This is a genomic window from Pseudoalteromonas sp. SG44-8 (assembly GCF_014164125.1).
GTDB lineage: Bacteria > Pseudomonadota > Gammaproteobacteria > Enterobacterales > Alteromonadaceae > Pseudoalteromonas > Pseudoalteromonas rhizosphaerae.
The window spans coordinates 33,690-56,650 of record NZ_JACJEQ010000022.1 but is presented as its reverse complement, the minus strand read 5'-3'; the positions used below and the strand labels follow the sequence as shown (position 1 = coordinate 56,650).

The following is a 22,961-nucleotide window of genomic DNA, read 5'->3' as shown; positions in this document are numbered from 1 at the left end:
GAGCTAATCTGACCCTAGTGGTGTTTAAGCTGTTTGCTTATTCTGCCTATCAAATATACCTATTGAGCTGACAATGAATTTATCATTTTTAAAATTACATCGCTCATTACTGCTTATCTTAGTGGTGATGTTAACCAGCGTATTAACCCTGACACTTAGCTACGGTCACTATAAAGGCCATAGCCAGATCGATTGGTTTGATGTAGGTGGCGAAGGCGGTATTACTGCCATGACCCTGCTGTGGATCTTTTTTATTCTATTAAGTAGGCCAAAGGGACGAGTAACTAACTTATTATTCTCAGGCCTTGCGATTATGAATCTATCGATGACCCTCGATTTTATTGATGAATTTGTATATTACAGCAATGAACAAGCATGGCTCAGTACTATTGAATCCATTCCTGCACCATTTGGGATGATTTTAATGACCATGGCTTTGTATCATTGGCACCAAGAGCAAATGACCATTAATCAACAATTACGTAATCGCGAGCGCTTTTATCGAGAGCATCAACTCAGTGATGCTATCAGCGGACTAGCTAGCGCCGATTATATGAAAAGCCAGATCAGCCGCGAGCTAAATTTGCTCCACCATAGCCTGCATGGATTTTCATTACTGATGTTAGATATTGCTCAGTTTGATCGGTTTAATCGTCAATTTGGTGATGCAGAAGGCGATAAGCTGTTACAAGAGTTTGCTCAAGTGATCACCTTGAATGTACGTGAACAAGATTTAGTCTGCCGTTACGCCAGTGATTGCTTTATTGTCATGTTGCCCAATACCGAACTCGCTGTCGCAGAGCAGCTAAGCGTATCGTTAGTCAGTGCTTTAGAAGCGTTTTCGTTTAATAGCAGCGACAAAGCAGTGAGCTACAAACAAAAAGTACACACCAGTTTAGTAGCCGCAACGCACCGTGATTCGACCTCTGGTTTACTCAGTCAATTGCATCAAAAATTACTAACGAACAAAAACTTACATGGACATACTGCGTGAGTGCAAGCCTTAGTAACAGCAGTTATATCGACTCTCCTTATCAAGGTTTACAGTCATGGGCAGCGCAATTAGTTGATTTAGCCAAACACCGAGGGGTACACCCTGATAAGTTACTCAAAGGAACTCGATTATTTTATCAAGATTTTGCAGCTGGAACGGCTTCGATCAGTGTTGAGCAATTTTATCGATTACAAGAAAACTGTCGTCAATTTGATAATCAACACCAACTCAGTTTTTTACTAGGGCGAAAACTACTTAATCACAATCCGTTATATAGCGCATTTTCTCAAGCAGAAAGTTTACGCACACTGCAAAAACTACTCACACGCACTCCTTTGCATGGCTTTAACTTATTTAATGCCGAACATAAATACCATCAAGGCCGACATTACTTCATTATCAACCTCAGCTTCGGGGCAATAAATGCAGCCGTAGAACAATTTTGCTGCGAATTATTTGCCAGTTTTATCGCTGCAACATGTAAATGGCGAATAGGTAATAACAGTGATTTATGTTTTTCGTTTCCCTATGCGCAGCCCTCACACATAGAGCAATATCAAACAAACCTACAAGCCAACTGCAAGTTTTCACAACAATTATTTATGGTCAGTATTAGTGATGAACTTTATAACAAACACTTAATAGATAGCTGTCCGAGCCTGCTGCAGCAATCATTAGCAACCATAAAGCAGCACCCTTTACCCGCTGCGCCTTGGCTGCAATTAGTGCGCAATCATATTGGCGCTCAACCACAACAAAACCTCGAAACAGTTGCCCAGCATTTCGCTATGAGCCCCGCCACTTTTAAGCGAAAACTAAAACAACATCATACTCGTTTTAGCGCCTTGCAAGATTGTATCAATCGCCAAACCGCGGTGTTTAATATCGCCACTTTAGCGCAAAGTAACGAAACCCTAGCAGGCGAACTTAACTTTAGCGACTTAACTAACTTTCGCCGCGCATTTAAACGCTGGACTGGGACGACTCCCTCACAGCTGAGAGAATTGATTAACGAACATTAAGTTAACACTTGTAATTAAAGTCCCGCAAATGTACCTTATTAATTGAAATATCGAAATAAGGAAGATCGATGCAGGCATCATTAGAAGATCTAATCAATGGCTGGCAAAATGGTTGCCCGCAAAGTGCTGATGAACTTAAAGCTCGGCTTTACTACCACCTGAAACAAGTTTGTCATGTACATTTAGAAGGTTACCGTAATGAAATCGATTCAACCTATGTATTGCAGCACTTACCGCATACTGGATCGCTACTACATCAGTCACTTATTGAATTAATCCCGCCACAACAAAGCATTAATCACCAAACACAATTTAATACTTATTTAAGTGTATTTATCCGTAATATTTTACGCGATGAAATTCGCAAGTTTCAAACTCTCAAACGCACTCCTAACGCAGAAAAAATCCAGCAACAAAACGATCAACTAAAACACCAAGAGGATTTTTTAGCATTAGATAGCGCCCTAAATCATCTAGAAAAAAATCATCCGCAAAAAGCTCAAATATTCTCTCAACATTACTTTTTGGGCCTAGATACTAAAGTGCTAGCTAAACAATTCAAGGTCTCACTTGCTACTATTTATCGCGAGTTAGATGCTGCTAAAGCGTTTATAAGAATGCACATAGAATATTAACAAATAAAAGAAGAAGAATAATGAAATTTAGCGACTCACTTAGTCTATTTGAATACTTACTTAAAGAGCACCCAAACAACTTAATGGAAGGGCTGGATGGTATAAAAAATATAAGTAATGACATGCTCAACGAAACCAAACAACTTATCTTAGCTCACAATAAAAACTTACAACAAACACAGTTTCATCAATCAATAAGCCATTCAACAGAACTTTTAAATGAAAATAAAAAAATAGAAAGTTTAATAGGTAAGCACATTAGCCACTTCACATTAGAGGCATTAATAGGCTCTGGAGGTATGGGCGTTGTTTATTTAGCTCGCCGAAATGACGGGAAGTTTGAGCAAAAAGTTGCAATAAAAATCGTCTACCCCACCATTACTGTATTGCATGGCCCGCAAAACCTAACCCGTGAAGCGCAATATCTAGCAAAGCTAAACCATCCAAATATAGCAGGCGTACTGGATGCTGGCGAATGTGAGTTTGGCATGTATATGGTAATGGAATACATAGAAGGTACGACCTTTTTAAGTTACTGCCAAGAGCAAAACTTAAATACTAAACAGCGACTACTTTTATTCTGTAAAGTGTGTGATGCCGTCAGCTATGCTCACCAGAACCGTGTAATCCATGCAGATTTAAAACCATCCAATATACTTGTTAACAAACAAGGTGAGCCAAAACTCGTTGATTTTGGTGTTGCTCGTACGATAAATAATGAGCAAACTGACTTCGTTGTTAATGAATATATCAAGGCTTTAAGTCAAGAATATGCCAGCCCAGAACAACTTGCAGGCCAAGCTCTTACGACCCAAAGTGATGTATATAGTTTAGGAAAAGTATTAAAAAATTTAGTTCAAAAACCTAGCTACGAAATAAAATGCATTACTAATAAAGCCCTGAATGATGTAACTGAACGTTATGAAAGCTCATCACAATTAAAGGTTGAGCTAGAATGCGTTTTAAATAATAAACCTATTAGTATTTTACAAAGCAAACACTATGTCTTAAAAAAATATTCACAACGTCACCCTATTCCAGTAATGCTAGCATCCGCACTGATTATAGCTTCAATAAGCTTTACATCAGTTCTATGGGCTCAAAATACATCACTTATGAAAGAGCAGCAGCTATCGCAATCGATTCTTGAGTTTATGTTCAATACATTTGAGCAAGCCAATCCTGAAGTAAACAAAGGGCAACCAATACTGGCCAAAGACTTACTCCTAAAACAACAACAAAAAACACACACTGAGTTTAACAACAACCCTGAAATTATTTATAGATTAAATAAAAAAATAGGCGACTCATTAACAGCTCTAGGAGAATACCAAAGTGCAAACAATGCTTACCAACAAGCGCTAAATATTAAACTAGAAGAAAACGAAAACGATTTTTGGTTAGCCAGTGAAATAGCAGAGAATTTAATCCAACTTAGTCAATTCGAGCAAGCTAAACATCACTTACAAGAACCCTTAACCCACGATAATCAAAAGCAAGCAAGGTATTATCAATTACTCGGTAGAATTTATGCTGGCCTTGAAAATTATAAAAAAGCGAATGAGTTATATACTAAATCATTGGGTTTTAACCCCGATAAAAAATTAGAGTCGTTGATTTTAACTGATCAAGCCATCAATTTAGTGCATTTATCTAACTACCCTAAATCGCTAGAATTACGCGAAAAAGCGCTAAGTATTATTACCGAATATTTTCCTGAAGATGACGTGAGTATTGCTTTAGCAGAACATGAAATAGCCATTATCTTTCACAACATGGGTAAATACGAAGAAGCACTAAAATATTTTGATTCTAGTTTAGCAAAGAGTATTAAAATATATAGTAAAAACCACCCTTTGATAGCCGAGCAACTAGCTAATCTAGCGAATACTTACGCAGAGTTAAAAGAAACAGAGAAGGCAATTTTAACACTGAAAGAGGTAACACAAACTCTAGAGAATTTCTATCCATCCGCTCATACAGATACGGGCTTTAGCTATGTCTACTTAGGCAATGCACAATTAGACGCAAAGGATTATAAGGCCGCTAAGAGGAACTTTGAGCAAGCACTTGCGATTGATGCTCAGCTTAATCAAAGTGATTCCCACCTAAAATTGGGTGCCCTAAACGGTTTAGCATTAGTTTACCGATTCACTGAGCAATACTCAAAAGCAAAGCAAGCATTCGCTGATTTACTCAACTTAGTTACTAATGAATATGGTATGGATCACCCAAGGCGTGGAATTGTTCTTGTTAATAGCATACCTGTTGAAGTCGCTCTCAATAATAAGCAAAAAGCTAAAGAAAATGGACAGGAAGCGATTAAAATATTTGCCAAACAATATGGCGAGGATAGTCAGTTTATTGAAATGGTTCAAAAACGAATTAAAGATCTTTAAAGTACAAGAAGCTGCTTTGGCAGCTTCTTGTTCATAAAGTTGGTCTGAGATTACTTAACCACGCCACTATTTTGATTATCCCGGTGAATTTTAGACCAAGTATTAGGCATTAAACCTGTGCTGTCGGTTTGAATAGCCACAAGCTTACCTGTTGCACTTGCGGCCGATACATTACTTTCAGATAAAGTACCTATGTATAAAACCCCCTGACTATCGATAGCTGGAGAAGACCAAGTTACATTTGCTTTTAAATCATATTGCCATGCAAGCGTGCCATCTGGTTTATATGTATAAAGTAAATTACTTTCTGAAGAAAAGTACACATTACCATTATCGCCAATGGTAGGAGACACATAAACATCACCGGTAATTGCCACCTGCCATTTTATACTTTTATCATTGATATCGAGTGCGTAAAACTCACTATCATCATTATTTTTTGTACCAAAATAAATCGTACTACGCGACTCATCTATCGCTACCGATGAGCGAATGTATGGCGCCTCGAACACCTGCGGGTTTGGTAACTCAAACTGCCAACGAAGATCCAAATTATCATCAAAGCTGTATAAAACTCCGGCTTCAGACCCAAAGTAAATATTATTGTTAGAATCAATAGCTGGAGTAGAGTAAACCAAGTCACCTTCAAAGGTGTCTATATCTTTGAATTCGCCAACTAACTCATAACTATTTAAATCAAGCTTAAGTACGCGCCCTTCATCATAAAATACCAATTCTCCATTGTGATTTACCGCTCCATTTACAAATCGGTCTTGTCGCTCTGCACAGTTACATAAACGCTCAAACAAGCTCTCACCCGTTTGCGCATTAAAAGCGCGGATATCTAAACCGGTATATATAACTTGGCCTTCAAAAGCCGCAACCTTGGTTAAACCAGAACCTGTTTGAAAGCCATAATCAGATACGCGTTGACGCCACATTTGCTCGCCGCTACTATTTAGAGCTACTAAATCGCGATATGCTTTTTCAAACTCACCTACTCGCTTATCAACAGTGAAATAAATATTTTCATTATGTACAACAGGGCTTGAACGCACTTCTTCACCATTAGGCAAAGTGTAACGCCACTTTTCACTGCCATTGCGGTTATAAGCTACCATCAAATCACTGCCTGCGGGGTCATTGCGTACATTCTTAGCTGTGCCTATATAAATTGTTTGCTCATCAGCACTAAGTGCCGGTGACGAGTAATAAGCAAAGCTTGTTGTTGGTAATAATTTTTCCCACACTAAGCGCGACGCTTCTACTTTATCTGGCTGTTTATCTGCATCAGATTTTGTAGTTTGTGAGTCATCGCTACCACCTCCACAAGCAGATAGAAGAAGACTGAACGTGAATAAAATTGATGTTTTAACTTTAGGTGATTCAAACTGTAACTTCATGTAATTCCTTAGATAGTTATTATTTATAGCTAAATAAATTTTACGAAGAAATCACAACAATGACAGACACGAATAGCAGTTAAATTTTTCTCATAAATTTAAAATATTTTTATCTGTCTTAATGGCGTTACTAAATCGTTGAGACGAATTACTTATTCTTAGCGTCTGGTATTGCCTCTACAGGCACGCAACTATTAGGGTCTAGCTCAAAGCCCTCGTGCAATGCATTTTGCATTTTAGCTAAAAACGCTTTACTTAAAGGCTCACGTGCCGTGATTGAATGATATTCAACCTCTCCTTTATGTGTACATTTATAAGGATATACATACTGATTTTCATCAATCTCTGCAGATGGGTCACTCATCGCGCACCCTGGTAAAACACCAACCATCAAACAACAAAAAATTAAACGAGCCACAATCACCTCCATACAACACCATAACAGCGGGTTTACCCCCGTTCTTTTAAGGGTTTACCCCGCGTCGGCCTTATAACCTAACATTTACACATTTTACGTGATATAAAATCTCTGCGACGGTAATTTTGCAGGCCACTAAAACGAATAAAAGCGCGATAAAAATTATCGCGCTTTATTTTTGTTAAAACTAAAAGATTGTAAGTGGAGTTAACGCTGTGCGCTTTCTCTTAATGCATTTGTGTTGTTAACAAAATCTTTTGCTTTTTGCTGATCAAATAAGAAATAGTTAAAATCTTTACTGCTATTTCCTACATCATTAGTAATAATAATATTAAACTCATCAGTCACTAACGATAAGTACATTGTATTTTGATCATCCGGGAAGCTAATCATGCCTGTGTCATCAACACTGTAATCAAGCTCTGTATTAATGGTTGTGAAACTTTCATCACTATAAATTGTGATTTTATCTTCATCAAACTTCAAATAACTAACCACCCACTGATCATCTCGATCTCGGTCGACCATATATATATCGCGCCCGATTAAATGTTCGACGTTACTTACTGGTTTATTGTCGGCAACAATACTCATGTATTCTTTGGCATCGTTTTCGCTAGTAAAATGCGGCCAAATATGCTCTTCAAAAGTAGCAATTACCACATTACTCGAGCCAATTAATAAACTATAATTAGCCCCATACATTAATGATGAACCATCGCGTAATATTAATTGATTATCAGAAAATATCTGGTAAGTCCCTGTTGATAGGTTGTTATCTTGATAATATTGAAATGAGTTATTGTCATCAAATTGAAAATAACCAAGCTCGCCTTCCACTTTATAATCATGATCTGTAAAATACAAACGCTTACCCAAGTAGTTATTAGGGCTAATTAGGCCAGTCAAAGAAACAGGGGGCTGATAGCCTATCTGTTGTAAAATTTCATCAGGTAGTGGAGACGAAATAGGCCGCTCAGTTGCTCGATTAAACTTGCGATTATCGAACGTTTTCTCTCTTGGTTCCTCACCTTGGCTATAGGTAAATTGATGCATGTTATTTACATAAATAGTATCTTCGATCTGTTCAATTAGCTTCCATTGCCGAGTATTCCACAACCAGCAATTAGGATCTTGCTCAACGTAGTAACAATCATCTCGTCCATTTAGGTTTCGCGTTATTGTAAGAATGTCATCATCAAGATGCCAGTTACCAGCATAAATTCGACTTTCAGCAACTGATAATTGCCCATCCTCATTGCTGTCGTACACACTCATCGAAATAGCTTTGCCATCAGGCCAAAGCTCAAACCAAAACTCATCTAAACTCTTACCATCAAAGTTGTAGCTATATATTCCAGGGATTGTTGCAATATTGAATGTCTCTGATTCGTCGATAATGCTGCCAGTACCTACACTCGCATTTTTAATTCCGTCAAATTCACTAAATGCAGCAAACGTTGCAATATCACCATCACTTGTTAATTGCCTAAATAGTATTGTTTCATTATCGTAATCACTCAGTGTGATATGTAATGACTGTTTGTTATTATCTTCTATCATTCGCCAAGTAATAGGCGTATTTCCAAGCTCTGAAACAGCACCTGTTCCATCGTCATTTAACATTAACGTAATCGCACCAAGAGATACTTGATCAACGAAAATATGCGGTGCAGGCAATGCAATAGGGTTTTGAGTTTGCGCGAAGGTAAAATCAACTTGCTCATTTTGAGTGAATACTTTAAGGATAGACTCGTTAGTGAGTTGATAATTTTCTAACTCACCATCTGGGTACTCTACATTTTTATACTCAGTTTCTTTGACTAAAAAACCATTTTCAGTTGCCGCAATTAACTTTAGCTCTACTTTATAAGTAGTAACCTCTTGGCGAACCCGCTTTGTTTCACCATCAATTTCAATATCAGCAGTAGTCTGATAAGCATAAAAACCTTCAGGATTATTTAAGGTATACACATCGTTTTGATATATCCAGTCGAAGCGACCATCATAATTTTGAAGAAGGTAACGACCAGTGCCGTCGTTATCTAATTCAATAACTTGATTAATAGATAAATTGCCACGATTATAGTAAAAAGTTTTAATGTTATTAGTCTTTGTAGACTGAACAACCTTCTCATCAGCTAGCATTTCTTCTTGGGCCAGGCTAAACTCGGGCGTTTGCTCCACTTTTTTAATGTACTGAGTCATTTTTTCATTATCTAGAGCCAGCTCTAAAACATTATTTACTCCCTTGGGTAAAGCAAATAATTCATTGCTCGTTGATTTGTCCAAAATAACTTTTATAGCCGTAGCAACCTTAACGAGCTCATCAGCACTAATCTCATTCGACAAGCGTTTCAAGTCTTGCTCGCTTTTAATGTCTACGAATAAATTTTCTCGCGCCAAAAGCGCCGACTTTGCTGTGGTTAGATTAGTAATATTTACCGAAAAGTCTTCGTCATTAGTAAGTACAGCGTCATCGCCCGCTTTCGTTTTTAAGCTTGCAAAGCTCATTAGTCGTGACTGCAACAAAGCGGCTTGTTGTTGCTCTTTACCCTGTGCTTCAATTGTCACCAATTGACTCATATCAGCATCATCGTCAAGTGCTAACTCTAAGCTATAATAACCATCGCTATTTGTCGTTGTCGTGAACTCTTGCGATCCTATTTTGGCTTTTATAGCCGCGTCAATTAAGGGGGAATCTGTTGCTATGCCTTCCAGTGATAATTTAACCAGCTGCTGTTGAATATCAACTACAACATTTTTTTCACTCGTTAAACCTTCACTGTCTGTAACAGTTAAATTTAAAGATATTTTTTTATCTTCGCTAACACTTGGCGCAATAAAGCTAACAGTCCCTGTATTGGTGTTCTCTAATGCAACTGACAACCCTGCATTTTGGCTCCAAAGATAAGTAACGGGGCCTTCATCTTGCACTGTGGCACTGATTGAAATAGCTTGTTTTTCAACTACTGCTGTATCGCTTACGCTAATAACTGGTGCGGTATTTATAGGCTCATCAGGGTGATCAACAAAATCAGATTCACAGCCAGACAATAAAGCCAGCGAAATAGATGCCGCAAGCATTGATTTAATTAGATTCATAAAATTATCCCTTTCGTTGTTATATTTTGTCTACCTGACGATAATAAGATAATGAACAATAAATAACCCATAACGAAATCTGTATAATAATTTCTCACAAAATTAAAATATTTTTTTATTTTCCACTTATAGCAATTTAGGTAATACTGAATTTCTCAATAAAGCCCTTGCTATTGTGACAAATTAACAAATAATGGAGCCACTGTTCACGGGATTAGAATGAGGAAAAATGAACACGATACTAACCACGCAATGTGCCGATGATGTCGGCTTAATAGCGAAAATCACCGGACTTTGTCATCAGCATAATTTAAATATTACCCGCAATAATGAATTTGTAGATAAAGATGCTCAGCGCTTTTTTATGCGCACTGAACTAACGGGCCAACCAGATCCAGATTTTTTAAATCAATTACAAGCTTTGTTACCCGATGGCGCGCAATTAGCACTGCACACTGACGAGAAAACTAAAGTGGTGTTACTAGCGACTAAAGAAGCCCACTGCTTAGGGGGCGTATTGCTAAAGCAATTTGAGCAAGCACTGAATATTGAAGTATTGGCTGTGATTGCTAATTATCCTGACTTAGCGCCATTGGCGAAGGGCTTTGATGTGCCGTTTCATGTGGTCAGCCATGAAGGGCTATCACGCGCTGAACACGACCTGCAAGTGGGTGACTTAATTGCCAGCTACAATCCCGATATCATTGGCCTTGCCAAATATATGCGGATTTTAAGTCCTGAATTTGTAGGCCGCTTTGATGGTAAAATTATCAATATTCATCATTCATTTTTACCTGCTTTTATCGGTGCAAAACCATATCATCAGGCATTTGAACGAGGAGTTAAGATCATTGGTGCAACAGCGCATTTTGTTAATAATGAGCTCGATGAAGGGCCGATTATTATGCAAGACGTCACCCATGTAAACCACGCAAACACTGCCGAAATGATGGCTAAAATGGGCAAAGATGTAGAGAAAACAGTGTTTTGTAAGGCACTGCAATTAGCATCAGAACATAAGCTATTTATTAATGGTAATAGAACCGTCGTATTTAGCTAGGCTCTAGAAATAGAGTAGAATGAAGAGGCGCAACGCCTCTTTATTTTTATTATTATTGACACTTTTATACTGTACTTAATGTGTTTGCTCGATAGGTTCGAGTTGTAATTTTGCAGCTATCAACACCGCTTGCGTGCGGTTATACACTCCAAGCTTACGGAATATCGCGGTGATGTGCGCTTTGATCGTTGCTTCTGAAATATGTAGTTCATAAGCGATCTGTTTATTCAACAAACCTTCGTGCAAGTACTGCAGCACTTTATATTGCTGTGGGGTAAGGGAGGCTACTTGAGCGGCGATTTCTTTATCTTCATTGGTAACGCTCGCTACTTTGTCTTTAAGCTCAGGTGGTAGCCATACATCGCCATCGAGTATTTGATTAATTGCTCCGGCAATATCATCTGATGATGATGACTTAGGAATGAATCCCATCGCCCCGTAGCTCATAACTTTTGAAACAATATTGATATCTTCACTGCCAGAGACAACAGCAATTGGCAAGCTTGGATAATCTTCACGAATGCGAATTAGGCCATATAAATCGCCACTGCCGGGCATATGTAGGTCTAGTAGTAAGATATCTAAATCTTCTTGTTCACTAAGCACTTGCAATGTAGTTTCAAAATTTTCAGATTCAAAAACCTCTAAACCATCAAACTTTGCCGTTAATGCCCCTTTTAGTGCTTCGCGAAATAACGGGTGGTCATCCGCTATTAAAAACTGACTCATGGTTCACTCCTAATGAATTCGGCTGCCATCTATCAAATAGCTGACAGCCGATATACTACGTTTAGAATCAACTTCTAATCAAGTTTTTAACGCATATTTAACGATTTAATCGGTTCTCGATTAATTCATCAACCACACCAGGGTCTGCAAGTGTTGAGGTATCACCTAATTGCTCGTGCTCATTTGCAGCGATCTTACGTAAAATACGACGCATGATCTTACCTGAGCGGGTTTTAGGTAAACCTGGTGACCATTGGATCATATCTGGCGATGCAATTGGGCTAAGCTCTTTACGAACCCAATTACGTACCTCTTTGGTTAATTCGTCACTGACCGTTACACCCTCGTTTGGCGTTAGGTAAACATAAATACCTTGGCCTTTAATATCGTGCGGGTAACCTACTACAGCAGCTTCGGCAACCGCAGGGTGAGCAACCAGTGCACTCTCAATCTCGGCAGTACCTAAGCGATGTCCTGATACGTTTAATACATCATCAACACGGCCGGTGATCCAGTAGTAACCATCTTCATCACGGCGACAACCGTCTCCAGTAAAGTACACACCCGGATAAGCAGAGAAGTAAGTTTGTTCAAAACGTTCATGATCGCCATAAACTGTTCGAGCTTGTGATGGCCAGCTATCAAGAATAACTAAGTTACCATCAACTGCGCCTTCCAGAGCATTACCTTCAGCATCAAATAATGCTGGCGCAATACCAAAGAATGGACGGGTTGCAGAACCTGGCTTCATATCAATTGCACCTGGTAAAGGTGTGATCATGATGCCACCAGTTTCAGTTTGCCACCAAGTATCAACAATTGGGCAGTTACCTTTACCCATGTTTTCGTAATACCAAGTCCATGCTTCTGGGTTGATTGGCTCACCCACCGAGCCCAAAATACGTAGGCTATCGCGGTTTGAGGTCGCTGTTGGTTCATCGCCTTTGGCCATCAGTGCACGAATTGCCGTTGGCGCTGTGTATAAAATTGTAACATTATGCTTATCGACTACTTCACCCATACGTCCTGCGGTTGGGTAAGTGGGTACACCTTCAAATAAGACTTGCGTACAACCATTAACTAATGGGCCGTAAGCAATGTAACTGTGACCTGTGATCCAGCCCACATCGGCGCTACACCAAAAGATATCATCTTCTTTTAGATCAAACACATATTCGTGAGTCATCGATGCATATACTAAATAACCACCAGTCGTATGAACCACCCCTTTAGGCTGACCTGTTGAACCTGAAGTGTAAAGAATAAAGAGTGGATCTTCTGCATTCATCGGCTCTGGTGCACAGTCTGGGGCTTGATCAGCAACTAAATCATGCCACCATACATCATGTTCATGCCATTGTACCTCGCCACCCGTTAACTGATGTACAACAACGTGTTCGATGGTAGTGACCGACTGTTGTGCAACGGCTTCATCAACATTTGCTTTAAGCGGCACTGTATTGCCTGCACGACGCCCTTCATCAGAAGTAATAACAATTTTAGCACCAGAATCTTTAATACGATCAGCAATTGCTGATGGTGAGAAACCACCAAAGACTACCGAGTGAATTGCACCTAAACGCGCACATGCTTGCATTGCATAAACAGCTTGCGGTGACATAGGCATGTAAATAGCAATACGATCGCCTTTTTTAACACCGAGTTTTTTCAAACCATTGGCAAATTTTGCCACTTCGTCATGCAGCTGTTGATAAGAAATATGTTCACTTTGCGATGGATCGTCGCCTTCCCAGATCAATGCCGTTTTATCTGCTTTAGTTGCCAGATGGCGGTCAATACAGTTATACGAAGCATTAAGTTCGCCATCTTCATACCATTTAATACTGATATGGCCTTTATCAAAAGAGGTATTTTTTACTTTAGTAAAAGGTGTTGACCAATCGAGACGTTTACCGTGCTCTGCCCAAAAACCTTCTGGATCATCAATAGATTGCTTGTAAAGTGTATTATATTTATCGTTATCAACTAAGGCTGCATTCTTGATATGTGCAGGAACTGGATAGATACTTTGTGACATAGTCGTCTCCATTTTAATTACTTGCCTAAGGCCTATCTTAAGGATCACCCAGCATAGCGGGCGAAAGTATTAGACCTTAGTTGTATTATCTTTGATTTATTTCACTGAACGCTCTAATTGTTTTAAAATTTCATCATTTTACGCTATTAATACAAAATGTTAATGATATGTTTAAACTAGGGTAGCAAGCTTGCCACCTTAGTCTAATAGACCAATAGGTAATTGAGTAAAAAGCATACTTAATCAAAAGTGGTATCACAACACAAGTATCATGATGCAACAAGCAGCCCCGAATAGGACTTTGACTATGACAACAAAATCAACAGTATTAAAAACACTTACTGCCACTGCCGTATTGTGCGCGCTCTCAGCTACAGCACAAGCCGCAACGATTGGTGGCACTGATGTTACTTATGGTGGTTATATAAAACTCGATGCAATGTGGAGTGATTATTCAGCTGGCGCGCCTGCAGGAACAAATGTAGGGCGTGACTTTTATGTACCAAGTACATTAACAGTCGGTGCCGACAACAACTCTGATGCTGTATTTGATATGCACGCACGTCAGTCTCGTTTTAATTTTGGCACATCAACACTCCTAGACAACGGCAAAACCATAAGTAGTAAAATCGAAATAGACTTTTTAGCATCTGCTGCTGGCGGTAATGAACGCGTTTCTAACTCATATGCGCCACGTATTCGCCACGCATTTATTTCTTACGACGGCTGGTTGTTTGGTCAAACATGGTCAAACTTCCAAAATGTTGGTGCACTGCCTGAAACTCTTGATTTTGTAGGTCCAGCTGAAGGCACGGTATTTGTTCGCCAAGCACAAGTTAAATACACAACTGGCGCATGGTCTTTCTCGCTAGAAAACCCTGAAAGTACAATTACAACTTCAAATGGTATGGCTGTAACCGATGATGCATCATTACCGGATTTCACAGCACGTTACACACATACTGCTGATTGGGGTAACTTAGTGGTTGCAGCGCTTGCTCGTCAACTTACTTATAAAGTGGGCGGCCTTGACGCTGATGAAACATCAATTGGCATTAGTGCATCAGGTATGTTTAAAGTTGGCCAAGACAACGTTAAATTTATGCTTACCCAAGGTAAAGGCTTAGGTCGTTACGTTGGCTTAAATGTTGCGCATGGTGCAGTGCTTAATGGTGATGAGCTAGATGCAATTGACTCTACATCAGGGTTTATTGCTTACCAGCACAATTGGAATAACCAATGGCGCTCAACATTCCTTTACTCGTTCTTCTCAGCAGACAATAACACTGATTTGCTTACGATTACCGGTGACCCAACTGAATCTAGCCAAAGCTATAGCGCTAATATTTTATACTCACCAGTTAAACGTTTAACGTTTGGTGCTGAGTTAAAGCATGCAGAACGCGAAACAGAAAGTGGCGTTGATGGTGATTTAGATCGCCTGCAGTTCTCAGTTAAATACGCGTTCTAAGCTAAAACTAAAATTATATTACTTCCTTAAGCGGCTTTGGCCGCTTTTTTATTACTCCAAAATCAAACTCTTTATCGAATAAAACACAACAATGCAATTGCAAATCGTTGGCATTTAGATTAAATTGCGTACTTCTTTTTAATTTATGGGATGTCACATGTCTGCCCCGCAGTTTTTACGTTTATCTAAATTAGCAGCTTTTACTTCGCTAGCTATAAGTGGTGTTGTTCACGCAACCGAAGAAAATAACAATCATGAATCCCTTGAAAAAATAGCTGTGTATGGACAACACCATAAAAATTACATTACGGAAGATGCGCAGTCAGCAACCAAATTGGGCTTAACAATTAAAGAAACACCGCAGTCGATCTCTGTTATATCGCGCGCCTTAATGGACGACTTCTCTCTCGATGATATTAATGCCGTACTAGAAAGCACGCCAGGCGTAACTGTTGAACAAATAGAAACAGATCGCACATATTTTAAAGCCCGTGGTTTTGAAATTACTAACTTCCAAGTAAATGGCATGGGTACCCCGCAAGATAACGGCTCGATTCAAGGTACACTTGATACCTCTATTTTTGAAAGCGTAGAAATTGTTCGCGGCGCAAATGGTTTGATGACTGGTGCAGGTAACCCGTCAGCTACCGTTAACATGGTACTTAAAAAGCCAACTTATCAAACAAAAGTAAGCGCTTCTGCATCGTTTGGTTCATGGAGTAACAAACGCTTGGAACTCGACGCCTCAACGGCGTTAACTGAAAATCAGGCCGTACGTGTTGCGTTTACAAAACAAAAAACAGATTCATACCTAGATCGCTACGAACAAGACAAAACCATTTATTACCTTGCCTATGAAGGCCAGCTTACCAACAGTACGACTTTATCGGTAAACTATGTCAATCAACAAAAAGATGCCGACAGCCCGCTTTGGGGAGCATTACCGCTTTATTATAGCGATGGTAGTGCAACAAATTTTGATGTATCGACAAGTACAGCGTCAGATTGGTCATATTGGAATAACTCTACTGAGCAACTTTTCGTCTCAGTTGAACAAAACATTACTAATACTTGGTTTTTAAAAGCAAATTACGCGCATTTAGTAAATGAGCAAGATTCTGAGCTATTTTACGTTTTTGGTACTCCCGATCGTGAAACCGGCCTTGGCTTAACGGGTTATGCAAGTGAGTATGACCATAAAGACAAGCACGACATTTTTGATTTATACGTTGCGGGTAAGTTCGATTTATTCGGCATGGCGCATGATTTATCATTTGGTGTAAACCAGGCTGATATGGATAATTATGATAAGTCACTTTATGACAACACGACAGGCAATGGTTATCCTCCAATGCCAGAGCTTGGTGGCTGGGATGGCGCAGCGCCAGTGGCAACGCTTACGGATGGTTTGACCGGTGGTGATGTTACTAACAGACAACGTTCTGCTTATATTTCTACGCGTATTCGTGCTACCGACTCACTCAGCTTTTTAGCCGGTGTTAGCCAAGTTAACTGGCAATCTAAAGGTATGTCGTATGGTGTTGCCAAAGATAAAAAAGCGGATAAAACCATTCCTTATTTTGGCACTGTGTACGATATTAACGACGATCTAGCAGCGTATGCCAGCTACACAGAAACATTTGTGCCGCAAACTGAGCGTGAGATCAATGGTGATTACCTCGATCCAATCACAGGTAAAAGCAGTGAAATAGGGGTAAAAGCACAGTTATTAGACAGTAACCTGTTTGTTACCCTTGCTTATTTTGATGCTAAGCAAGTTGGCCTTGCGGTTGCAATTCCAGGCTCAAAACCTGATGACACCCGTTACTATGGTGCTGATGGTATTAACAGTGATGGTTTTGAAGTGGAGCTTAGCGGTAAAATTACTGAAACCCTCAGTACTAGTTTTAGTTATAGCACCATCAATATTGATGGTGATGAGCTTGTTAAGAATTACACCCCTAAAAACCAGTATAAACTTGCCATCACTCATAAAGTGACTGAGATTGAAGGGCTAACATTTGGCTTAAATTACCGCTGGCAAGATGACACTAAACGCATTCAGCCAATTACAGCACTGGGTGTTACTCCAGTTACCAAACAAGATGCATTCGGTATCTTAAACCTTATGACTACTTACGATATTACGGATAATGTCGGTTTGTCGTTCAATATTAATAATGTAACCAATGAAAAATACATCCACAGCCTGTATTGGGAGCAAGGCTACTATGGTGCACCACGTAACTTCACTGTCTCAGTGAATTGGCAGTTATAACTCGCTAACAAAAATACAAATACAAAAAAGCCGCTAAATATTATTTAGCGGCTTTTTTAATGTTAAGTGCGGGTCAAATCGCGCTTATTAAATACTTTTAAAGCTCAGCATCATCTGCTAACACTGTATCTTCAACATCGTCAGGCTTAATTGTTGCTTTTAATAGCAACATATCACGTAACTTACCTTCAATCTCGTTAGAAATATCAGGGTTCTCTTTCAAGAACTTAATTGAGTTTGATTTACCTTGACCAACTTTACTACCATTGTAGCTATACCAAGCACCTGCTTTTTCAACCAGCTTATGCTTAACACCTAAGTCAATTAACTCGCCATGCTTAGAGATGCCTTCACCATACATGATGATAAATTCAGCTTGCTTAAACGGAGGAGCAACTTTGTTTTTCACCACTTTAACGCGGGTTTCGTTACCCACCACTTCGTCGCCCTCTTTAACAGAACCGATACGACGAATATCTAAACGTACTGACGCGTAGAATTTAAGTGCGTTACCACCAGTAGTGGTTTCTGGGTTACCAAACATAACACCAATTTTCATACGGATTTGGTTAATGAAAATACATAAAGTGTTTGAACGTTTGATATTACCAGTTAGCTTACGTAATGCTTGTGACATTAAACGTGCTTGTAGGCCCATGTGTGAATCACCCATGTCGCCTTCAATTTCAGCTTTCGGTGTTAATGCCGCAACCGAATCGACAACAACCACATCAACAGCGCTTGAGCGTACTAACATGTCACAAATTTCAAGTGCTTGTTCACCTGTATCAGGTTGTGAAACTAATAACTCATCAATATTTACACCCAATTTTTGGGCATAAATTGGATCAAGTGCATGCTCAGCATCAACGAAAGCACAGGTTTTACCTTCTTTTTGTGCTTCAGCAATAACTTGTAATGTTAGCGTTGTTTTACCTGATGATTCAGGGCCATAAATCTCAACAATACGCCCCATAGGTAAACCACCTATGCCTAATGCGATATCAATGCCCAGAGAGCCTGTTGATATAGCATCAATATCTAACGCTTTATTGTCACCCAATTTCATTATTGAGCCTTTACCAAATTGACGTTCAATTTGAGATAAAGCAGCGTCCAACGCTTTTTGTTTGTTATCGTTCATTTTACTCTCCAAATCCGGCTAATGCAGACAAGTATACTGTATGAAATCACAGTATCAAGCTAATTTTATTAATTTATCTTTTCTATAATGGTTTTTAATGAGTAAACAATAGCTTGCAACCTAACTTGCGCTCTATCGCCTGCGAATATCTGTTGGCTCGGATACTGTTTCTCGCCAATTTGAATACAAAACCATACTAAACCTACTGGTTTTTCTGTACTGCCACCACCTGGACCTGCAATACCCGATACTGCAACCGAAATATCTGCCCCTGCGGCCTTACACGCACCCGCGGCCATTTGCAAAACAGTTTGCTCACTCACTGCGCCGTATAAAGTTAAGGTTTGCTCTGTAACCCCTAGTAAATCCTGCTTAGCTTGATTACTGTATGTTACAAATGCACGGTCAATATAAGCCGAGCTGCCAGGGGTATCTGTTAACGCATAACTCACTCCACCACCAGTACATGATTCAGCACTAGTGATCCATAAGCGTTTATCCGTTAAAATAGCGCCTAACTGCGCAGCAAGTGTTTTAATCTCTTGATGTAATTCCATATTCAGCCTTTGGGTAAATACATGTCGTTCGATCTTTATGCACCGCACAATATAAGTCAACAAACTCCGATGATGCAGCAGTATCTAAAAATAAAATCTGAGCATCGTGATATTTTACTGTTTTATCGCATGGGCGATTTTTACGAGCTATTTTTTGATGATGCAAAACGTGCAGCACAACTGCTTGATATTTCACAAACTCACCGTGGTAAAGCCGGCGGCGATCCTATTCCTATGGCAGGCGTCCCTTATCATGCGGTAGAGAACTATTTAGCTCGTTTGGTACAAATGGGTGAATCCGTCGCTATTTGTGAGCAAATAGGCGACCCTGCAACCAGCAAAGGACCTGTTGAGCGCAAAGTTGTACGCATTGTTACCCCTGGCACCATTTCTGATGAAGCACTATTACAAGAGCGCCAAGATAATTTACTGACCAGCGTTTGGCAAAGTAAAAAAGGCGTGTATGGCATTGCTTACTTAGATATTAACTCAGGCCGTTTTAATATTGTTGAAGTAAATACTGAAGAAGCATTTAGTTCAACTTTACAACGCTTAGCACCAGCAGAGTTACTCTATAGCGAAGACTTTGCCAACTTTCATTTGATTGAGCATATCAAAGGTATTCGCCGTCGTCCTGAATGGGAGTTTGACTTAGACACTGCACAACATTTGTTATGCGAGCAGTTTGGCACCAAAGATTTAGTCGGTTTTGGAGTTGATAAAGCAACTGCTGCATTAGTTGCCGCCGGTTGCCTTATGCAATATGTGAAAGACACGCAACGTATTGCTCTACCCCATATTCGCGCCATCACATTAGAACATAACGAACATGCAGTAATCTTAGATGCTGCCACTCGTAAAAATTTAGAGTTGACCGTTAACCTCTCTGGTGGCTTTGAAAACACCTTAGCACAAGTACTTGATAAAACAGCAACAGCGATGGGCTCACGGCTATTAAAGCGTCGTATTCATACACCAATACGTTCTAAACCTGAGCTTAACGCTCGCCTTAATGCGATTAGTGCCATTATAGATGTACAGCTGTGTGGTGAGCTACATGAGTCGTTAAAACAAATAGGTGATATTGAGCGTGTTATTGCTCGTTTAGCATTGTGGACCGCTCGTCCGCGCGATTTAACCCGTCTGCGTAGCGCACTACAAGCCCTAGCTCCACTGCACGAGCTATTAACCGATGCCAGCGATCCTCGCATTAGTCAGATCATCGCGCAATCTCCTGAATTACCTGATTTACAGCAATTACTTGAGCAAGCAGTGATTGAAAACCCACCGGTACTTATTCGTGATGGTGGCGTAATTGCACCGGGTTACAACAGTGAACTCGATGAATGGCGTTCACTCAGCCAAGGCGCTACCGACATTCTTGAGCAACTCGAACAGCGCGAGCGTGAACGCACCGGTATTAGCACCCTTAAAATCGGTTATAACCGTGTGCATGGCTTTTTTATTGAAGTAAGTCGTGCCAACGCACATTTAGTGCCTGCTGATTATATTCGTCGCCAAACGCTTAAAAATAACGAACGTTATATAATTCCAGAGCTTAAAGAGCATGAAGATAAAGTGTTAGGTAGCCAATCAAAAGCTCTGGCGCTTGAAAAGCAACTTTACGAACAACTGTTTGAATTTATTGCCCCGCACATTGAACAGCTACAAATAATGGCGGCAGCACTGGCAGATTTAGATGTGCTAAATAACCTTGCCGAGCGTGCAATTGCATTGAACTATGCAAAACCGCTACTGTGCGATAACGATGACATTAGTATTAAGCAAGGTCGCCACCCAGTTGTTGAACAAGTAATGAAAGACCCTTTCATTGCCAATCCTGTAGAGCTTAATGCTCAGCGTAAAATGCTGATCATTACGGGACCAAATATGGGCGGTAAATCAACCTATATGCGCCAAACTGCACTGATTGTGTTAATGGCACACATTGGTAGCTTTGTGCCAGCAGACAGCGCTAAGATTGGTAATATCGACCGTATATTTACACGTATTGGCGCCAGTGATGACTTAGCATCAGGTCGCTCAACCTTCATGGTCGAAATGACCGAAACAGCCACCATTTTAAACAATGCTACCGCGCAGTCACTGGTGTTAATGGATGAAATTGGCCGAGGGACGAGTACCTACGATGGTCTATCATTAGCTTATGCAACAGCGGATCATTTAGCATCAAAAATATCCGCTAAAACTTTATTCGCAACCCATTATTTTGAACTTACCGAACTGGCCGAGCAACAAGCGGGACTGGTGAATGTTCACTTAGATGCGATAGAGCACAACGACACAATCGCCTTTATGCATACCGTACTTGATGGTGCCGCAAGTAAAAGTTTTGGCTTGCAAGTAGCAGCCTTAGCTGGGGTGCCAAAAGCAGTTATAAAGCAGGCAAAACAAAAGCTTAAAATGCTGGAGAATCATCAGCCAGTCACTGCTGATATCAATGCAGTACAGCCATCATTGTTTGCAGCTGAACCATCACAGGTAGAAGCACAACTCGCTGAGGTTGACCTAGATAACTTAAGCCCACGCCAAGCTCAAGATTTACTATATAAGCTTAAATCGCTGCTGTAGCATGCTTTAAGCACAAAAAAAGCTGAAGAGTTAGCTCCTCAGCTTTTAATAATTATTTTCTGTGTGTGTTTGTGTTGCTGCGTCTATTGCTGTATCAATATTATGAAAACTGATCAAACAAGCTATCAGTGCTTAATCCTTCATGCTGCAAAATATCTTTTAAGCGGCGCAGTGCTTCTACTTGAATTTGTCTTACTCGTTCACGCGTTAAACCGATTTCACGACCCACATCTTCAAGTGTTGATGGCTCATAACCTAACAAACCAAAACGACGTGCAAGCACTTCACGTTGCTTAGGATTAAGCTCACCTAACCAGTCTACAATGTGCTTATTGATATCATTATTTTGTACTTCGCCTTCCGGGCCAAAGCCTTTTTCATCGGCAATAATATCTAACAATGCTTTATCGTTTTCACCACCAATAGGTGTATCTACAGAGGTGATTTTCTCGTTTAAACGCAGCATTTTAGTTACGTCTTCAACTGGTCGGTCTAAACACGCTGCAATTTCTTCGGCAGTGGGCTCATGGTCCAGCTTTTGCGTTAGTTCACGTGCGGTGCGTAAATAAACGTTAAGTTCTTTCACTACATGGATTGGTAAGCGAATTGTGCGGGTTTGATTCATGATGGCGCGTTCAATTGTTTGACGGATCCACCAAGTCGCATAGGTCGAAAATCTAAAACCACGTTCAGGATCAAATTTTTCAACGGCGCGGATCAAACCAAGATTACCTTCTTCAATTAAATCAAGTAACGCAAGGCCACGATTGTTATAACGGCGGGCGATTTTAACAACTAAACGTAAATTACTTTCAATCATTCGCTTACGAGAAGCGCTACAGCCTTTTAATGCTTTGCGGGCAAAAAAGACTTCTTCTTCAGCACTTAATAATGGCGAAAAACCAATTTCACCTAAATACAGCTGAGTCGCATCTAAATTCTTAGTGATTTCCTCTTTGGCAAATATTTCATCTTCTTTGTCATCATCTTTATCGACGTCATCTAATAATTCAGAGTCTGTATCAGCGACAGCTATATCATCAAATTTATCATCAATCGCATCTTTCGTTTTTTCTATTTTTGCTGTGTTACCCATGAGCGTACCCTCAAGCAAAC

General features: G+C 39.9%; 16 protein-coding genes. 8 read left to right on the top strand and 8 right to left on the bottom strand.

Annotated features, from left to right (window positions below; genetic code table 11):
• Positions 1-73: 73 nt before the first annotated feature.
• The 4 genes from H5163_RS15660 (at position 74) to H5163_RS15645 (ending at position 5,050) form a co-directional block, all read left to right on the top strand.
• Positions 74-994: a GGDEF domain-containing protein gene (locus H5163_RS15660; protein WP_182731521.1), complete on the top strand. Its 921-nt coding sequence runs from the start codon at positions 74-76 to the stop codon at positions 992-994.
• Positions 991-2,016 carry an AraC family transcriptional regulator gene (locus H5163_RS21475; protein WP_182735500.1) on the top strand — a complete coding sequence of 342 codons (1,026 nt, stop codon included), beginning with the start codon at positions 991-993 and terminating at the stop codon, positions 2,014-2,016. The genes H5163_RS15660 and H5163_RS21475 overlap by 4 nt, the downstream gene beginning before the upstream one ends.
• A 68-nt stretch (positions 2,017-2,084) precedes the next feature.
• Positions 2,085-2,651 carry a sigma-70 family RNA polymerase sigma factor gene (locus H5163_RS15650; protein WP_182731523.1) on the top strand — a complete coding sequence of 189 codons (567 nt, stop codon included), beginning with the start codon at positions 2,085-2,087 and terminating at the stop codon, positions 2,649-2,651.
• A 20-nt stretch (positions 2,652-2,671) separates the two neighbouring features.
• Positions 2,672-5,050, top strand: a complete 2,379-nt coding sequence (locus H5163_RS15645; RefSeq protein WP_182735499.1) for a serine/threonine-protein kinase — start codon at positions 2,672-2,674, stop codon at positions 5,048-5,050.
• Positions 5,051-5,100: 50 nt separating this feature from the next.
• On the opposite strand, the gene H5163_RS21390 is transcribed toward H5163_RS15645, so the two are convergent.
• The 3 genes from H5163_RS21390 to H5163_RS15630 all read right to left on the bottom strand — a co-directional run bounded on the left by H5163_RS21390 (position 5,101) and on the right by H5163_RS15630 (position 9,976).
• On the bottom strand, positions 5,101-6,453 hold the full coding sequence (locus tag H5163_RS21390; protein ID WP_145235303.1) for a PQQ-binding-like beta-propeller repeat protein: 1,353 nt from the start codon (positions 6,451-6,453) through the stop codon (positions 5,101-5,103).
• Between the two features lie 148 nt (positions 6,454-6,601).
• On the bottom strand, positions 6,602-6,871 hold the full coding sequence (locus tag H5163_RS15635) for a hypothetical protein (protein ID WP_145235301.1): 270 nt from the start codon (positions 6,869-6,871) through the stop codon (positions 6,602-6,604).
• A 207-nt stretch (positions 6,872-7,078) separates the two neighbouring features.
• Complete coding sequence (locus H5163_RS15630; RefSeq protein ID WP_182735498.1) at positions 7,079-9,976, bottom strand: PKD domain-containing protein; 2,898 nt, start codon at positions 9,974-9,976, stop codon at positions 7,079-7,081.
• A gap of 229 nt (positions 9,977-10,205) precedes the next feature.
• On the opposite strand from H5163_RS15630, the gene purU reads away from it, so the two are divergent.
• On the top strand, positions 10,206-11,036 hold the full coding sequence (gene purU, locus H5163_RS15625) for a formyltetrahydrofolate deformylase (protein WP_145235297.1): 831 nt from the start codon (positions 10,206-10,208) through the stop codon (positions 11,034-11,036).
• A gap of 75 nt (positions 11,037-11,111) precedes the next feature.
• Here the strand turns inward: purU and H5163_RS15620 are convergent, their stop codons facing one another.
• Both H5163_RS15620 and acs read right to left on the bottom strand, forming a co-directional pair.
• On the bottom strand, positions 11,112-11,765 hold the full coding sequence (locus tag H5163_RS15620; protein WP_145235295.1) for a response regulator transcription factor: 654 nt from the start codon (positions 11,763-11,765) through the stop codon (positions 11,112-11,114).
• 97 nt (positions 11,766-11,862) lie between these two features.
• Positions 11,863-13,803: an acetate--CoA ligase gene (acs, locus tag H5163_RS15615; protein ID WP_182731527.1), complete on the bottom strand. Its 1,941-nt coding sequence runs from the start codon at positions 13,801-13,803 to the stop codon at positions 11,863-11,865.
• Positions 13,804-14,110: 307 nt separating this feature from the next.
• On the opposite strand from acs, the gene H5163_RS15610 reads away from it, so the two are divergent.
• Together H5163_RS15610 and H5163_RS15605 are read left to right on the top strand one after the other, a co-directional pair.
• Positions 14,111-15,274 carry a DcaP family trimeric outer membrane transporter gene (locus tag H5163_RS15610; protein ID WP_145235291.1) on the top strand — a complete coding sequence of 388 codons (1,164 nt, stop codon included), beginning with the start codon at positions 14,111-14,113 and terminating at the stop codon, positions 15,272-15,274.
• A gap of 157 nt (positions 15,275-15,431) precedes the next feature.
• Positions 15,432-17,552 carry a TonB-dependent siderophore receptor gene (locus H5163_RS15605; protein WP_182735497.1) on the top strand — a complete coding sequence of 707 codons (2,121 nt, stop codon included), beginning with the start codon at positions 15,432-15,434 and terminating at the stop codon, positions 17,550-17,552.
• A gap of 97 nt (positions 17,553-17,649) precedes the next feature.
• Here H5163_RS15605 and recA read toward each other — a convergent pair whose 3' ends face one another.
• Together recA and H5163_RS15595 are read right to left on the bottom strand one after the other, a co-directional pair.
• Positions 17,650-18,696, bottom strand: coding sequence for a recombinase RecA (recA, locus tag H5163_RS15600; RefSeq protein ID WP_182735496.1), 1,047 nt, complete (start codon positions 18,694-18,696; stop codon positions 17,650-17,652).
• 68 nt (positions 18,697-18,764) lie between these two features.
• Positions 18,765-19,253 (bottom strand): CinA family protein, encoded by a 489-nt coding sequence (locus tag H5163_RS15595; protein WP_145235284.1) that lies wholly within the window; start codon positions 19,251-19,253, stop codon positions 18,765-18,767.
• 21 nt (positions 19,254-19,274) lie between these two features.
• Here H5163_RS15595 and mutS point away from each other — a divergent pair, with 21 nt between their 5' ends.
• Positions 19,275-21,845 (top strand): DNA mismatch repair protein MutS, encoded by a 2,571-nt coding sequence (gene mutS, locus H5163_RS15590; protein WP_182731529.1) that lies wholly within the window; start codon positions 19,275-19,277, stop codon positions 21,843-21,845.
• A gap of 100 nt (positions 21,846-21,945) precedes the next feature.
• Here mutS and rpoS read toward each other — a convergent pair whose 3' ends face one another.
• A complete protein-coding gene (gene rpoS, locus H5163_RS15585) occupies positions 21,946-22,941 on the bottom strand; it encodes an RNA polymerase sigma factor RpoS (protein ID WP_145235280.1) in 996 nt (331 codons plus the stop codon).
• Positions 22,942-22,961 lie beyond the last annotated feature (20 nt).

Excerpts from the sequence above, each read along its gene's own strand:
- H5163_RS15620 (WP_145235295.1), bottom strand. The coding sequence starts at position 11,765 with ATGAGTCAGTTTTTAATAGCGGATGACCACCCGTTATTTCGCGAAGCA.
- mutS (WP_182731529.1), top strand. The coding sequence starts at position 19,275 with ATGTCGTTCGATCTTTATGCACCGCACAATATAAGTCAACAAACTCCG.
- H5163_RS15660 (WP_182731521.1), top strand. The coding sequence starts at position 74 with ATGAATTTATCATTTTTAAAATTACATCGCTCATTACTGCTTATCTTA.
- recA (WP_182735496.1), bottom strand. The coding sequence starts at position 18,696 with ATGAACGATAACAAACAAAAAGCGTTGGACGCTGCTTTATCTCAAATT.
- rpoS (WP_145235280.1), bottom strand. The coding sequence starts at position 22,941 with ATGGGTAACACAGCAAAAATAGAAAAAACGAAAGATGCGATTGATGAT.
- H5163_RS15610 (WP_145235291.1), top strand. The coding sequence starts at position 14,111 with ATGACAACAAAATCAACAGTATTAAAAACACTTACTGCCACTGCCGTA.
- H5163_RS15650 (WP_182731523.1), top strand. The coding sequence starts at position 2,085 with ATGCAGGCATCATTAGAAGATCTAATCAATGGCTGGCAAAATGGTTGC.
- H5163_RS21390 (WP_145235303.1), bottom strand. The coding sequence starts at position 6,453 with ATGAAGTTACAGTTTGAATCACCTAAAGTTAAAACATCAATTTTATTC.
- H5163_RS15630 (WP_182735498.1), bottom strand. The coding sequence starts at position 9,976 with ATGAATCTAATTAAATCAATGCTTGCGGCATCTATTTCGCTGGCTTTA.
- purU (WP_145235297.1), top strand. The coding sequence starts at position 10,206 with ATGAACACGATACTAACCACGCAATGTGCCGATGATGTCGGCTTAATA.
- H5163_RS15595 (WP_145235284.1), bottom strand. The coding sequence starts at position 19,253 with ATGGAATTACATCAAGAGATTAAAACACTTGCTGCGCAGTTAGGCGCT.
- H5163_RS15645 (WP_182735499.1), top strand. The coding sequence starts at position 2,672 with ATGAAATTTAGCGACTCACTTAGTCTATTTGAATACTTACTTAAAGAG.
- acs (WP_182731527.1), bottom strand. The coding sequence starts at position 13,803 with ATGTCACAAAGTATCTATCCAGTTCCTGCACATATCAAGAATGCAGCC.
- H5163_RS15605 (WP_182735497.1), top strand. The coding sequence starts at position 15,432 with ATGTCTGCCCCGCAGTTTTTACGTTTATCTAAATTAGCAGCTTTTACT.